This is a genomic window from Rhizobium sp. 2YAF20 (assembly GCF_052114685.1).
Lineage (GTDB): Bacteria > Pseudomonadota > Alphaproteobacteria > Rhizobiales > Rhizobiaceae > Rhizobium.
Genome location: NZ_JBFRFF010000018.1, coordinates 81,353 through 94,893, shown reverse-complemented (window position 1 = coordinate 94,893; position 13,541 = coordinate 81,353). Strand labels below are relative to the sequence as shown.

12 protein-coding genes and 1 pseudogene are annotated in these 13,541 nt (G+C 61.2%); 7 read left to right on the top strand and 6 right to left on the bottom strand.

The features are described from left to right. Window positions 1-2: 2 nt before the first annotated feature. On the top strand, window positions 3-635 hold the full coding sequence (locus AB4Z52_RS20195; RefSeq protein WP_442219700.1) for a class I SAM-dependent methyltransferase: 633 nt from the start codon (window positions 3-5) through the stop codon (window positions 633-635). A gap of 103 nt (window positions 636-738) precedes the next feature. Here the strand turns inward: AB4Z52_RS20195 and AB4Z52_RS20190 are convergent, their stop codons facing one another. Next, window positions 739-1,605: a zinc-binding dehydrogenase gene (locus AB4Z52_RS20190; RefSeq protein WP_442219699.1), complete on the bottom strand. Its 867-nt coding sequence runs from the start codon at window positions 1,603-1,605 to the stop codon at window positions 739-741. Here AB4Z52_RS20190 and AB4Z52_RS20185 point away from each other — a divergent pair. Further along, on the top strand, window positions 1,486-2,718 hold the full coding sequence (locus AB4Z52_RS20185; protein WP_442219698.1) for a LysR family transcriptional regulator: 1,233 nt from the start codon (window positions 1,486-1,488) through the stop codon (window positions 2,716-2,718). The two genes, AB4Z52_RS20190 and AB4Z52_RS20185, sit on opposite strands and share 120 nt — an antisense overlap. 592 nt (window positions 2,719-3,310) lie before the next feature. Here the strand turns inward: AB4Z52_RS20185 and ppk2 are convergent. Together ppk2 and AB4Z52_RS20175 are read right to left on the bottom strand one after the other, a co-directional pair. Beyond that, window positions 3,311-4,225 (bottom strand): annotated as a pseudogene (ppk2, locus tag AB4Z52_RS20180) (polyphosphate kinase 2). 152 nt (window positions 4,226-4,377) lie between these two features. Beyond that, window positions 4,378-4,563, bottom strand: a complete 186-nt coding sequence (locus AB4Z52_RS20175; RefSeq protein WP_442219697.1) for a hypothetical protein — start codon at window positions 4,561-4,563, stop codon at window positions 4,378-4,380. 223 nt (window positions 4,564-4,786) lie between these two features. Here AB4Z52_RS20175 and AB4Z52_RS20170 point away from each other — a divergent pair, with 223 nt between their 5' ends. Both AB4Z52_RS20170 and AB4Z52_RS20165 read left to right on the top strand, forming a co-directional pair. Then, entirely contained in the window at window positions 4,787-5,293 is a 507-nt protein-coding gene (locus tag AB4Z52_RS20170) for a Dps family protein (RefSeq protein ID WP_442219696.1), read from the top strand. A 147-nt stretch (window positions 5,294-5,440) separates the two neighbouring features. Then, window positions 5,441-6,949: a S10 family peptidase gene (locus AB4Z52_RS20165; RefSeq protein ID WP_442219695.1), complete on the top strand. Its 1,509-nt coding sequence runs from the start codon at window positions 5,441-5,443 to the stop codon at window positions 6,947-6,949. A 13-nt stretch (window positions 6,950-6,962) separates the two neighbouring features. Here AB4Z52_RS20165 and AB4Z52_RS20160 read toward each other — a convergent pair whose 3' ends face one another. Together AB4Z52_RS20160 and AB4Z52_RS20155 are read right to left on the bottom strand one after the other, a co-directional pair. Continuing rightward, complete coding sequence (locus tag AB4Z52_RS20160; RefSeq protein WP_442219694.1) at window positions 6,963-8,471, bottom strand: mechanosensitive ion channel family protein; 1,509 nt, start codon at window positions 8,469-8,471, stop codon at window positions 6,963-6,965. 117 nt (window positions 8,472-8,588) lie between these two features. Beyond that, on the bottom strand, window positions 8,589-9,353 hold the full coding sequence (locus tag AB4Z52_RS20155) for a FadR/GntR family transcriptional regulator (protein WP_442219693.1): 765 nt from the start codon (window positions 9,351-9,353) through the stop codon (window positions 8,589-8,591). Between the two features lie 150 nt (window positions 9,354-9,503). Between AB4Z52_RS20155 and AB4Z52_RS20150 the strand changes: the two genes are divergently transcribed. From AB4Z52_RS20150 to AB4Z52_RS20140, 3 genes are all read left to right on the top strand, one after another. Beyond that, window positions 9,504-10,403: an aldose 1-epimerase gene (locus AB4Z52_RS20150; protein ID WP_442219692.1), complete on the top strand. Its 900-nt coding sequence runs from the start codon at window positions 9,504-9,506 to the stop codon at window positions 10,401-10,403. A 36-nt stretch (window positions 10,404-10,439) separates the two neighbouring features. Next, complete coding sequence (locus AB4Z52_RS20145; protein WP_442219691.1) at window positions 10,440-11,216, top strand: SDR family oxidoreductase; 777 nt, start codon at window positions 10,440-10,442, stop codon at window positions 11,214-11,216. 154 nt (window positions 11,217-11,370) lie between these two features. Then, window positions 11,371-12,951 carry an aldehyde dehydrogenase (NADP(+)) gene (locus tag AB4Z52_RS20140; protein ID WP_442219690.1) on the top strand — a complete coding sequence of 527 codons (1,581 nt, stop codon included), beginning with the start codon at window positions 11,371-11,373 and terminating at the stop codon, window positions 12,949-12,951. Window positions 12,952-13,029: 78 nt separating this feature from the next. Here AB4Z52_RS20140 and AB4Z52_RS20135 read toward each other — a convergent pair whose 3' ends face one another. Then, window positions 13,030-13,428: a helix-turn-helix transcriptional regulator gene (locus AB4Z52_RS20135; RefSeq protein ID WP_442219689.1), complete on the bottom strand. Its 399-nt coding sequence runs from the start codon at window positions 13,426-13,428 to the stop codon at window positions 13,030-13,032. Between the last annotated feature and the right edge of the window lie 113 nt (window positions 13,429-13,541).

Sequence of the window (13,541 nt, the reverse complement as noted above, 5' to 3'; positions counted from 1 at the left end):
CGATGTACGACCAATCCAAACTATCAGAGTTGATCCGGTTCGCACGTATAGATGCGGGCTCCACCGTCATCGACGTCTATCCAGGAGACGGCGACTGGACGCGCCTCTTCTCCGACGTCGTGGGACCGGAAGGACGGATTTACAGTTTCGTGCCGGCCGAAGTCGCCGACTTCAAGAACGATCCGGTCGGCCGCATGCGGACGCTGGCGAAGGAGCCGGGCCGAGAGAACGTCGAAGCCGTCTCAGCGGACCTCGTCTCGATGCCGGAGATCACGCAGCCAGCGGATGTCCTATGGCTGCACCTGTTCTACCACGATCTACACACCGCGCTGATCCAGGCCAGGGGCGCGACGGCGGCCGACTTCAATCGAGCCGTCTACGAGCGGCTGAAGCCCGGTGGGTCCTACGTCATCGTAGACCACGCCGCCGCCGCAGGAGCGGGCACGAGCGACGCCCAGTCGCTGCACCGGATTGAGCCAGCCTCCGTTCGCGAGGAGGTGGAGGCGGCCGGCTTCGTACTGGACGAGGAGAGCAAAATGCTCGCGAACAAGGACGATCCGCACTCGGTCAAGGTGTTTGACCCCTCGATCAAGGGCGAGACCGATCGCTTCGCCTATCGGTTTGTGAAGCCCTGACAGGTCCCGGCGCCGACTTCATGTCGACCTCCCCGATGGGTGCACCCGGGCGCCGAATGGAACACGCACTCGCGACAGAACTCGTGGGAGCCGTCCTCCATCTTCAAACGAGCAAGACCACCTTCCCGCCAGCCGCGTCCGTCTCCATCAGCCGGTGCGCCGCCTGGATGTCGGCAAAACCAAATACACGGGCAGGCCTGGCCTGGTAGGCTCCTCGGGCGACATTGTCGGCGAAGTTCTGGAACGGAATCACTCCGAGCGGATAATCCAGGGTGCCGAAGGCGAACGCGCTGGCGAATGTGCTGAGATGAACGCCGCTCGGCATTTGGAAGACGGGATCAAACTTGTCCAACGGCGTGCCACCGCCAAGAAACCCGGCCAGGCAAACACGACCGCCCCGCCGAAGTGCCGCCAGAGAGTCGAGCACGCTCGTGGTGCCGATCAGGTCCAGCACCGCATCCACGCCGGCAGGCGCGATGTCTCGCACCTCGGCAGCCAACTTGCTGGCGCCAATCAGGACATGCGCCGCACCAAGCCGGTACAGCATTTCGGCCCGCTCCGCCCGGCGAGTGGTGGCGACCGTTCTGACCCCCAGACCAGCCGCGATGTTCAGGGCCGCTTGACCCAGCGCGGAAGTCGCCCCTCGGATCACCAGCGTCTGGGCGGGGGCCAGTTGGAGATTCCCAACCAGGCAGGTCCAAGCAGTGGCGTAGGATTCAGGAAGCGCCGCGAGTTCTTCCCAAGGCAGATCAGTGTCGATGGCGACAACGTTTTCGCGCGGCACGCTCACAAACTCGGCGTAGGAGCCATTACGTGTACGTCCCATCCCGCCCATGAGAGCGACGACCTTTTGGCCGGGCGCAAAGCCACCCTCGGGATCAGTCTCTATGACGCCGGCGCACTCGATGCCGCTGATCTCCGCCACTTCGCCCCAGGCGCCGCTCCGAAAATAGAGCTCCGCCCGGTTCAAGCCGAAGGCTTTGACGGCGACCAGAACCTCGCCCAAGTTTGGCTCCGGTTTGGGGCGTTCGGCAAGACCCAGTACTTCGGGACCGCCGGGTCGGGTTATGACAATAGCGCGCATGTGGGTGCTCCTTCTTTCTTCTTAGGAGATTTACATGCATCGCTCAGCAAATTATTTTACAAAGTTTCTTCCAACATTGTAGATTTCACTCCCATGTATGGTTTCACACTCGCCCAACTCCGCTCGATCGATGCCGTTGTCTCGGAAGGATCGCTGCAAGCCGCCGCGCTGCGGCTCGGCCGCACCCACCCAACCCTGCATACGGCCATCACCAACGTTGAGCGTCAGATTGGTTTTCCGCTGTTTGATCGAGCCGGGTACCGCATGGTCCTTACGCCCGCTGGAGAGGCATTCCTGGCGCGCGCCAGACGCGTGCTCACGGAAATGGCGGACCTTCAGGTCTACGCGGCCCAACTCGCGGCGGGCGAGGAGAGCGAGTTACGGGTCGTGATCGGTGATCTGTCGCCGCTTCCCGAAATGCTTCGACTCCTGCGCGACTTCTTCGAGGGACGGCCGGCCACTCGATTGCACCTTCAGTTCGCGGCAATTTCAGGCCCCTGGGAATTGCTGTTGGAGGGTCATGCAGACCTCATCCTTCATCACGTCGATCAGAGTGACCCACGTTTCGAGACGATCGATCTTCGTCCTGTTCGGCTGATTCCCGTCTCTGCCCCGAGTTTTCTGCCTTTTCCGGTGGGGGAGGTCTCGCCCGAACGAATGCGGGACCTGGTTCAATGCGTCATTCGAGACAGCGCGCAGAATTTGCCCGCCAGAAACTACTACGTCATCGAAGGTGCGCGGACCTGCACGGTCAGTGATCAGCTCATGAAGAAAGAAGTTATCTTGCAGGGACTTGGCTGGGGCCACATGCCGGATTTTCTTGTCGACACCGAATTGCGGGACGGCCGTTTGCTCTCTCTGGTCAACGGCTATTTCCGCGGCGGCGTGATTGAGCTTGTCGCTGCGCGTCAGGCTGGACGCGTTCATGGGCCAGCAGCGTCGGCACTCTGGCGTCTGCTTAAGGCGAGCGCAGCTTCGATGTCTGAGGACAAACCGTGATGATAGTACTGATCGACATCGGTTGGTGTATTGCGTCGCGGAGCAAAAAGCGGCGGTAAATGGTGCAAAGAGAAATTCGAACTGACGACCACCTCCAAGGGACTACGCCGCTAACCTTGGAATAGCGCCTTCGATCAATCGCAAGAATCGGGTGTTGCGAGCCGCCGCAACCACTCTGCAGCGCGCCGCTCTACGCCAGCCGACGATTGACGCAGACGGCCGCGCCCGGCGATGATGAGCACTACACCTACGCTATTGCGCTCTAAAATGCGATTGGGCGGTTTCCACAGTCTGAGCGGACAGCAAAGCTGGCAGCCGGCATCCCGGAACGCAATTTTTGACAATTAATAGCGATCGATTGACTTTCTTTCACAGCTGGTAACGAGCTCGTTTCTTGGAGTGCCGCTTGGGAACGAGATCGTACCTCTTCCACCGTGTCGGCAAATGGCTGTGCTTTTCTCGGCGGAATGGAGCGCATGAAACGAACGACTGGTCGATACGAACGATTTTAACTTTTATCCACCTCAGGAGTGCGCCCAAAGGCAATGCCTGGGGCCGGAGTTCCTCCAGCCCGGCGCTTAAACAACCACTATCAGTAGACCTCGGGGACGTACATCTCTTCCGGCACCGGTATCCTGTTGTAGTCGGCGTGGCGGATGCGGCCGGGGAGTTCGACCTCTGGCTTGGGCACGTCGCCATAGGGGATCTGCTTCAAGAGATGGGCGATGCAGTTGAGGCGGGCGCGCTTCTTGTCGACGGCCTGGACCACCCACCACGGGGCTTCCTCGGTGTGGGTCTTGGCCAGCATTTCTTCCTTGGCCTTGGTATATTCCTCCCAATGAACGCGGCTTTCCATGTCCATCGGCGACAGCTTCCATTGCTTCAGCGGATCGTGGATGCGCATCTTGAAGCGGAATTCCTGTTCTTCGTCGGTGATCGAGAACCAGTATTTGATCAAGATGATGCCGGAGCGCACGAGCATCCGCTCGAACTCGGGTACGGAACGGAAGAACTCGTCGAGTTCGTCCTGCGTGCAGAACCCCATGACGCGCTCGACGCCGGCGCGGTTGTACCAGCTTCGGTCGAACAGGACCATTTCGCCAGCCGTCGGCAAATGCGGGATGTAGCGCTGGAAATACCATTGGTGGCGTTCCCGCTCGGTCGGCGCCGGCAGCGCCACGACGCGGGCGACGCGCGGGTTTAGCCTCTGGGTGACGCGCTTGATAGCGCCGCCCTAGCCGGCGCTATCGCGGCCTTCGAAGATGACCACGACCTTGAGCCTCTGGTGCTGAACCCAGTCCTGCAAGCGAACAAGCTCGTGCTGGAGACGGAATAGCTCGCGGAAATAGATCTTGCGATCGAGCGTCTCACTGGCGGGTTCGGACATGCCTTCGGCGACCAGCTCGTCAAGCCGATCTTCTTCCATCTGCATCTCCAGCTCTTCGTCGAAGCTGTCGGCAATTTCTTCCTTGATGCGGGTTAGTTGATCCTGGCTGTGTTCGGTCATCGACGTCATCCCTGTTGTTTCAACCGACAGGAGCAGGTCTTGGCTACAGAGATATGACAGTCGAGGCATAAGCGCGCTTTCCACCGGGCCAAGGGAGGCCGGCGAGGCCCATCCGCGGTGCCGGCCGTCTCAGGCTTTGGAGACGTAAGGCGTCAATGGTCGCCAGGTTTGGCCGCCTCGCGCCAGAAGGTCGTCCGGTGCTTTGGGCCGACGGCGCCGGAGGCATAGTTTGGAAAGTCCGGCTTTTCAGCCGCCCAGGCATCAAGCACCGGCTGCACCACGCGCCAGGCCTGCTCGACCATGTCGGCACGCATGAAGAGCGTCGCGTCGTTGGTCATGACGTCGTAGAGCAGCGTTTCGTAGCCGACATTGGGTGATGGCGATGAGGCAGTCTTAAAGCGGCAAGCGACGAGCGCGCCTGGCCCGCATAGTCACTGCGCTTCCATATCTCAATAAAGGCTGGACTTATTGACGGCGCGCCCAAGATCATAGGTCGAGCGATCGAAAACGTGGGATGCGTTCGCGCAATCGCAAGAACCAAAAGATGAAGAAGGAAAGATTATGCCCAAGGATAATTCGCCAGCCCCTGAACTCGCGACGCCAACCGACTTGCGCCGCAACGATCGCTCGAAGGTGGTCGATGCGCTGAACGGCGTGCTCGCCGACAGCTTTGCGCTGTTCTTGAAGACGAAGAACTTTCACTGGCACGTCTCCGGCCCGCATTTTCGCGACTACCACTTGATGCTCGATGATCAGGCGGCGCAGATTCTGGGAACGACCGACGATATCGCCGAGCGCGTGCGCAAGATTGGAAGCACGACGTTGCGGTCCGTCGGCGACATCACTCGCCGCCAGTCCATTCGTGACAATGACGCGGAATTCGTGCCGCCGGAAAAAATGTTGAAGGAACTGCGCGAGGACAACCTGCATCTCGTCGAGGCCTTTCGTAATGTGAAGGCGCTGGCGGACGATGCCAAGGACAATGCGACCAGTGGCATCGTCGACCAATGGACCGACATGGCCGAACGGCGTGCCTGGTTCCTGTTCGAGGCCACGCGCAAGAGCTAAAGGGGTGGTGTGCCAGACGAGGAACAGGCGGCCCTGACGCTCCTAAGGTCGGCAGTCCAACAGATCAAGATCTGTTGAATTTTTTCGGTGGCGCGATCAGGTAGTATCGGCAAATGCCTGCTGCGTGGGCGCAAAGAGGATGAGCTTTTGTCTGTCCGTAATCTGACTGTTGCCTTGCTAATCAGCCTTTCGCTCTTTTCAACGCAGGCGCTTGCCCAGCAGCAGCCCTCCGGCGGATCGGGCGGGGGCAGCGTCCTTGGGCTTTTGCCCGCGGATGCCGTGACCGACCACGTGCTCGATGCCGGTGGCGAGGCCATCGCCTACAAGGCGACCGCAGGCACGCTCAATCTCTTCGGACAGGACGGCAACCGCACCGGTGAGGTGTTCTATACGGCCTATGTTGCAAAGAACGGTGCTGGCGACCGGCCGGTCACTTTCGTCTTCAATGGCGGTCCGGGCGCGTCGTCCGCCTATCTAAACCTCGGCCTTGTCGGCCCTCGGGTGCTCGACTTCGGGCCAACCGGCCGCGACGGCGCAAAGGCGAAGCTGATCGACAATCCGGACAGCTGGCTGCAGTTCACCGATCTCGTGCTGATCGATCCGATCGGCACGGGATGGAGCCGGACGGTCAAGCCCGACGATGCTTCCGATTTCTATGGCGTGCGTGCCGATGCCGAAAGCCTTGCCAAGGTTATCGCGCTCTATGTCACTCATAACGGCCGAGACTCGTCACCGAAATATCTGCTTGGCGAAAGCTATGGCGGCCTGAGGTCGGCCAAGGTCGCATCGGCACTGCGCCAGCAGCAGGGCATTCTCGTTTCCGGCATCGTTATGGTGTCGCCGCTGATCGAGGGCCGGCTTGTCTATGGGGGCGACGGTTCTGCATTGAGTGCTGCACTACAATTGCCTTCGCTTGCCGCAGCCGCACTCGAGCGCCGCAATGCCTTTAGCGAGGCTGCCTTGGGCGACGCTGAGAAGTTCGCAACCGGCGACTATCTGACGACGCTTGCCGGCCGACCGCCGTCGGGCGAGGCGGGACGGGCATTTTATGCGCGTGTGGCAGCGTTAACCGGAGTGCCTATCGATGTCGTTGCCCGCAGCAACGGCTTCCTGCAGGACGTCTACGTCAAGCATTCCGTTGATGACGGTTCTAAGGTCGTCAGTTCCTACGACGCATCCCTCGTCGTACCTGATCCCTACCCGGAATCCCACGCTGACAGGGGCGACGATCCGATCCTCGATGGCTTTACGCGCGCCTATGGCGGTGCCTTTTCAAGCTACGCCCGCGATGAGCTCGGGTTTCATACCGACATGACCTATACGCTCCTGTCCGAAACGGTGAACGGGCATTGGGACTGGAGTGGTGGGCGCGGTGGTGGCGGCTCGCGCTATGAGGCGAGCGGCACCGATGACATCAGGCAGATGCTGTCGCTGGTTCCGTCGTTCCACCTGCTGATCGCGCAGGGCTACAGCGATCTCGTCATTCCCTACGGCATCAACAAATACCTCATCGAGCACCTGCCGCCCGAGGCATCCGGCCGCGTCGGCCTCAAACTCTATCACGGCGGACATATGTTCTACACAAGGCCGCCTTCGCGGGCCCAGTTTACAGCCGATGCGAAGGCGTTTTTCGCAGCACCCTTGCGGTCGGAGTGAATGGCGCGAAAGCTCAGCCGTGTTGCAGCTGGAACAGATGGCGGATTCGCGATGTCAAAGAGCCGGCGCGGTCTGCGCCTGCCATGAGGTCGGCGGCGCCGAACAGATGCCGCTCGGCTTCCATCCGCTTGGACATGATCTCGCCTAGCTCCTCGGCAATCGACGGCCGGTCGCGCAAGAGCGGCGCAAGGCAGTCATGTCCGATCTCGTAGATCACGACATAGGTCAGGGCGCGGATGGTGCCGACCTCGCCGGCACCCATCAGGACACCGCCCTCGCCGAAATAGTCCCCAGGCGCAAGGCGGGTCAGCTCGATGGTGCGCGCGCCTTCCCTGCGGCTGATGCTGACGACGCCCGTTCGCATGATCATCAACGACTTCAGCATCGAATCCTGCTCGGCGATGATCGCGTCCTTGTGATAAGTGCGCCGCGACATGTGGCTTGCCAGCACTTCCTTCTCGTCTTCGGTCAAGGGTGCGAAAAGCGGAATGTTGTTCAACAGGCGCCACGGCGTGCCGTTGTGGCGCGCCGCACTTTCGCCGTCCGGTTCGACGAAGGGGATGGGCATCATCGAGCCCACCGGAGTGGCTAGCTTGAGGCCCGACGATTTTGCATGGCGATAGATGAGATCGAAGATCTCGTTCTTTGCCGGGGTGATCATCGAGATGTCCTTGACCCGGCACCATAGCCCGATCTGTAAAGCCTGCCCGTCGAGGCTGTCGATCGTCACCGAGGGTTCGGGAACCTTGAGGATCGAATTGGCGCTGAGCAGCACATTATGCATGACGTCGGCAATCACCCGCGGCACTGCCGTCGGTTCGAGGCGGATCGTTATCGAGACGCCGTGGGTCTCGTCGGGACTGCTGAGATTGGTCAGCTTAGCCTTGGCAAGCGCGCTGTTTGGAATGATCACCAGGTCGTTGGTGCCGTTGAGAAGATGCGTCGCCCTCCAGTTGGTCTCGACGACGCGGCCCTGCAAATCGTCGTCCAGAACAACCCAGTCCCCGACCGAATAAGGTCTACCAAGATTGAGGGCGATACCGGAAAAGACGTCGTTGAGCGTGCTCTGCAGCGCCAGGCCGAGGATGATGGCAAAGACCCCAGAGGTTGCAATCAGCGTCCCGATCGGGACGCCGAAGACGTAGGAGACGACCGACAATGCCGCACCGAGGTAGATGACGCCGACGACCAGATCCTGCAGCAGCCGGCCTTCACGCGGCTTGCGCTCGAAGATCAGGAAGATACGGACGAAGCCGACCAGTATCCAGGCGCCGTTGACCCACCAGACCACCTTGGCAACGGCGATGAAGATGCGCAGCGCGACCGAACTTTCCGCCGCCGCCGGCGCATAGGGGACGATGTCGTGATAGAGCAATACCGCGGTCATCAGCATGAAGAAGGCGATATGCGCCACCAGCCGCCAGGTGCGGTGGCGGCGAAGCACGACGCGGGTAACCACCATACCGACCAGGATCACCATGCAGAATTGGACGATCGGATTGCTGATGATTTCAAATGACATAGGGCGGCCGTATTGATGCGATCTGGGATGCGGCACTTGTTCTATTAGATTGTGCTGCGCCAGCACAGTGGCATGAACGGCGGCGCAGTTCCATACCTGGGCGCGTCCCGTTGCGCCTCAGGCTCTCGCCTTCTTCAGAGCATCGGTGATCTCGCTGCGTGCGACGCCGATCAGCCGTTCCATCGCTTGCCGTGCAGCATCCGGTTGGCGCATGCGGATTGCTTCCAGCACCGCTTGGTGCATGGCGATTGCATGCTCGTGCGACTGGCTCGCCCGGTTGGTCAGCCGGAAGCTTGCCAGCAGCGCTGCCCGGATCGCGGTTGCAAACTGGCGATAGACCCAGTTGCCGCTGGCATTGATGATCGCGGTGTGAAACTCGAGGTCGGCGACGCTCCAGGCTTCGGTGTCGCGCGAATTGGCATCGACCATGTCCTCAAACGCCTTGGAGATACGGAAGAGCTGGTGGGCCGTTGCCTGGGCGGCTGCTTCGCAGGCGGCCGCAGGCTCCAAAAGCTGGCGCGCATCGACAAGCGAGGTGTAGAAGCGGTCGTCGTTGCTGAGCCGCAGTGTGGCGTCGAGAACCAGTGGGTCGAGATAGTTCCAGTTCTCCCTCGGCAGGACGGTCGTGCCGGCGCGCGTCCGGGAGCGGATCAAACCTAGGGCGGACATATATTGCATGGCTTCGCGAAGGCTGGTGCGGCTGACGCCGAACTGTTCGGTCAGTTCTCCCTCATTCGGCAGCGTCGCCCCCTCCGCCATCGCGCCCGAGACGATCTTGTCGATGAATTGCACCAACAGGACTTCGCGAACACCGCGCTTTCCGCCGGCCAGCAAGCCCGGCGTACCGGCTCCGATCCTACCGCCCATTTCACCGTTGCTCATTTTGCTTCCCCTTGTGGTCCTTGCAGGCTTGCCTGCTCAACCTTCTTTGTCATATTGACCGATAAATAATATCTTTCAATTTATAAATACGATGAAATACATTACAGAGGAGCGGTTGCTGTTCGAGGTAGAGGCTGGGAAGGCCTATTGATGACGATTGTCGAACTGAGAAACGGTCCAGTTGAGGCGCGCATTTCCACGCGAGGAGGAACTATTCTCAGCCTCTCCTGGGAGAGGGACGGCGGCCGCGTGCCGCTTCTGCGCGGCGCTCTTTGCGATGATGCCGACGCGCTTTCGGCTGGATGCTACCCCATGGTGCCGTTTGGCAACCGGGTGCGGGACAATAGCTTCTCCTTCGGTGGCCGCAACTATACGCTTGAGCCCAACACGGCCTGGGACCCGCACTATCTGCATGGCGACGGCTGGCAGGCAGAGTGGACAGTCGTCGAGCAAGGCGATAGCGAGGTCGAACTGGCCTTTTCGCATATGGGAAAAGGTACTCCCTATCACTACGAGGTGCTGCAGCGTTTCACGATTGCCGATGGCGCGTTGGAACTGTGGATGTCGGTGACGAACAGCGGGGCGGAAGCGCTTCCGTTCGGTCTCGGTTGGCATCCCTATTTCCCCATAACCCCGCAGACCGTGCTCAAGGCGCCCGCTGCCCGGATGTGGACGGAGACGGCGGGCTGGCTGCCCGGGGAAGCGACAGAAATCCCCGATGATCTTAATTTTTCGAACGCCCGGCCGCTGCCGCATCGCTGGGCCAACAACGGCTTCGAAGGCTGGACAGGCCAGGCCGAGATCAGCTGGCCGGAACGCGGCACGCGCCTGCGGCTGACCGCCGATCCGCTGTTCCAGCATGCGTTCGTCTTCGTCTCCGATATCCGCTTTGACCCGGCGTTTCAGCGCGATTACTTTTGTTTCGAACCCATGTCGCATCTGGCAAACGGACACAACCTGCAGGGACTTGGCGATCTCGTCGTGCTTGCCCCCGGCGAGGGGCTTGCCGGCAGCATTAGGCTCAGGCCGGAGACGATCGCGCGGGACTGACTATTTGAACTATCGTTTTCATGAAAGAATCCCATCGTGACAAACAGACTTGCAGGCAAACGCATCCTCATCACTGGCGCAGCGCAAGGCATCGGCCTTGCCATCGCAAAGGCCTGCGCTGGCGAGGGCGCTAGCCTTTTCCTCATCGACATGGATGGAGCACGTCTGGCAGCCGAAGCGGAGATGCTGAGGGCGCAAGGTGTTTCGCTCGGCTTCGCCAGGGCCGATATCACCGATGCAGCGGCAATCGAGGCTGTCGTTTCGCAGGCTGCAGCCGATATCGGCGCGCTCAACGCACTCATCAACAATGCCGGCATCAACGTCTTTTCCGAACCGCTGGCGATGACCGACGCCGAATGGCAGCGCTGCTTCGACGTCAATCTCAAGGGCGCATGGAATTGCTGCAGGGCGGTGCTGCCCGGCATCATCGAGCAGGGCGGCGGGGCAATCCTCAATATCGCCTCGACACACGCTTTCACGATCATCCCACACACCTTCCCCTATCCGCTTGCAAAGCATGCGCTGCTCGGCATGACCAAGTCGCTTGGTATCGAATATGCGGGCAGGGGGGTTCGCGTCAACGCATTGGCGCCGGGCTATGTCGCGACGCAAAAGTCTATCGAGTACTGGAACAGTTTCCCCGATCATGAAGCTGCGAAAGCGGCAACGATGAAGCTCCACCCGGGTGGGCGTATCGCCACGGCGCAGGAGATCGCGCTTGCGGCCGTATTCATGATTTCCGACGAATGCCCGTTCATGAACGCAACCAGCCTGACCATCGACGGCGGCTTGAGCGTCCTCCAGCATCAGTGACGTCAGTCCGGTAGCGCCCAAGTCGGCGCAAAGCCGCGACGTTTCGTCGGCTTGAATTTTAGATGATGAGTATCATCTTACAATTGTCATCCGAACTTGCTATGCGACGGCCGTCTGCGCGCCGTCGCGCGACAGCGAAATCCAAGGAATATCCATGACAGACAGTTTTGTGATTAGTGGCGATCTCTTGATCGGCGCGGGCACTGCCGGCGACGATCGGTCCGCTTATGCGATCAATCCGGCGACCGGCGCCAATCTGGAGCCTGCCTTCGCGGTTGCAAGCGTGGCCGATGTCGACCGGGCCTGCGCGCTTGCAGCGCAAGCCTTCGATGCCTATCGGGCCACGAGCCCTGAGGTCCGCGCCGCGTTTCTCGAGACGATTGCTGCCAACATCATGGATATCGGCGATGTCCTGATTACGCGCGGCAACGAGGAGACCGGATTGCCTGCCGCACGCCTTGAAGGCGAGCGCGCCCGCACCGTCGGCCAGCTGCGTTTGTTTGCCCAGGTGGTTCGCTCCGGCGAATGGCTCGACCTGCGCGTCGATCCGGCGCTGCCGGAACGCAAGCCGATGCCGCGGCCCGATCTTCGTCTTCGCCAGATCCCGCTTGGGCCAGTTGCCGTCTTCGGCGCCAGCAATTTTCCGCTCGCCTTCTCGGTTGCCGGCGGTGATACGGCCTCAGCACTTGCCGCCGGCTGCCCTGTCGTCGTCAAGGGGCATCTCGCTCATCCCGGAACCGGCGAGCTTGTCGGCCGGGCGATCCGTGCTGCCGTTGCCGCATGCAATCTGCCGGAAGGCGTCTTCTCACTCGTCACCGGCGCCAACGAGACCGGGGCGGCACTGGTGCGCAATCCGGCCATCAAGGCGGTCGGTTTTACCGGGTCGCGGGGCGGCGGCATGGCGCTTGCAGCGATTGCCGCGGCAAGGCCGGAGCCGATCCCGGTTTATGCCGAGATGAGCAGCATCAATCCCGTCTATCTCTTCCCGGCAGCGCTCGCGGCACGGGCGGAACCATTGGGCAAGAGCTTCGTCGATTCGCTGACGCTCGGTGCTGGCCAGTTCTGCACCAATCCCGGCCTGATGTTTGCCGTCGATGGCGCGGATCTCGATCGCTTCGTTGCAAGCGCCAGCGGCACGCTTACCGAACGTGCTCCCGCCCCGATGCTCACCCCTGGCATTCACACGGCCTATGACAAGGGCGTTGCGGCCCTTGCCGGCAATGAGGCTGTGAAGACGGTGGCGCAGGGGCAGGCCGCCGATGGCGTCAACCGCAGCCCGGCGATCTTCTTTGAGACCGACGCGGTGCATTTTCTGGCCGACGAGAGGCTTGCCAACGAGGTCTTCGGCGCGAGCAGCTTGCTGGTGCGCTGCCGCGATGTCGCCGAGATGGTCACGGTCGCCGAGAAGCTCGAAGGGCAATTGACGGCAACGCTACATCTCGACCCCGGCGACCATGCCGATGCTCGCAAGCTGCTGCCGGTGCTCGAGCGCAAGGTTGGCCGCATCCTTGCCAATGGCTGGCCAACCGGCGTCGAGGTCAGCCATGCCATGGTGCATGGCGGGCCGTTCCCGGCAACATCCGACAGCCGCTCGACCTCGGTTGGAACACTGGCAATCCGACGCTTCCTAAGGCCGGTATCCTATCAGGATCTGCCCGATGCGCTTCTGCCGCCTGAACTGAGCGATGACGGCATCAAGGGCCTGCCGCACCTTCTGGACGGTGTGCGCAAATAGGCTGTTGCCCGTCGTCAAATTCGGCCGTCTTCTCTGCGCGAGAAGGCGGCTTTTCAATATTTAGACATTTGCCTGATATCAGAGCGCATCGCCGTCACGCTGCGGCGGCTGTCGCATGTTCATGCCCGGCCCGTGTTGTGTTCCGCGCCAGCGACCGGGTGTGACGCCGACGGTCTGGGCAAAGACACGGGTCAGATGGCTCTGGTCGGAAAAGCCGCACATGAGCGCGATCTCGGCAAGCGAAGCTTCCGTATGCATCAGCGCCTTGGCCCGTTCTATGCGTCGTTGCGTCAGCCAGCGGTGCGGTGGCGTGCCTGTGCTGCGGGAAAAGGCGCGGGCAAAATGGCTGGTAGAAAGACCGCAATCTTCTGCGAGTTGAGCAAGCGTAATGTCTTGGTCGAGCCGGGCATCGATGCTGTCGCGCACGCGCCGCAATTGCAGCGGCGTCAGGCCGCCGACAACAACCGGCGGCCGCATCCCCGTGCCGCCTTCAAAACACGCACCATGCATCCCCTGCCTCGCTGAATGTCCAACAGCCAGAATAATGTCGCCGCAGGGCCACGAAACAGCCTTTGCGACGACGAACGCTT

Coding starts and splice junctions, on each gene's coding strand:
- AB4Z52_RS20160 (WP_442219694.1), bottom strand. CDS start 8,471: ATGTCATTTGAAATCATCAGCAATCCGATCGTCCAATTCTGCATGGTG.
- AB4Z52_RS20135 (WP_442219689.1), bottom strand. CDS start 13,428: ATGCGGCCGCCGGTTGTTGTCGGCGGCCTGACGCCGCTGCAATTGCGG.
- AB4Z52_RS20195 (WP_442219700.1), top strand. CDS start 3: ATGTACGACCAATCCAAACTATCAGAGTTGATCCGGTTCGCACGTATA.
- AB4Z52_RS20155 (WP_442219693.1), bottom strand. CDS start 9,353: ATGAGCAACGGTGAAATGGGCGGTAGGATCGGAGCCGGTACGCCGGGC.
- AB4Z52_RS20140 (WP_442219690.1), top strand. CDS start 11,371: ATGACAGACAGTTTTGTGATTAGTGGCGATCTCTTGATCGGCGCGGGC.
- AB4Z52_RS20150 (WP_442219692.1), top strand. CDS start 9,504: ATGACGATTGTCGAACTGAGAAACGGTCCAGTTGAGGCGCGCATTTCC.
- AB4Z52_RS20175 (WP_442219697.1), bottom strand. CDS start 4,563: ATGACCAACGACGCGACGCTCTTCATGCGTGCCGACATGGTCGAGCAG.
- AB4Z52_RS20170 (WP_442219696.1), top strand. CDS start 4,787: ATGCCCAAGGATAATTCGCCAGCCCCTGAACTCGCGACGCCAACCGAC.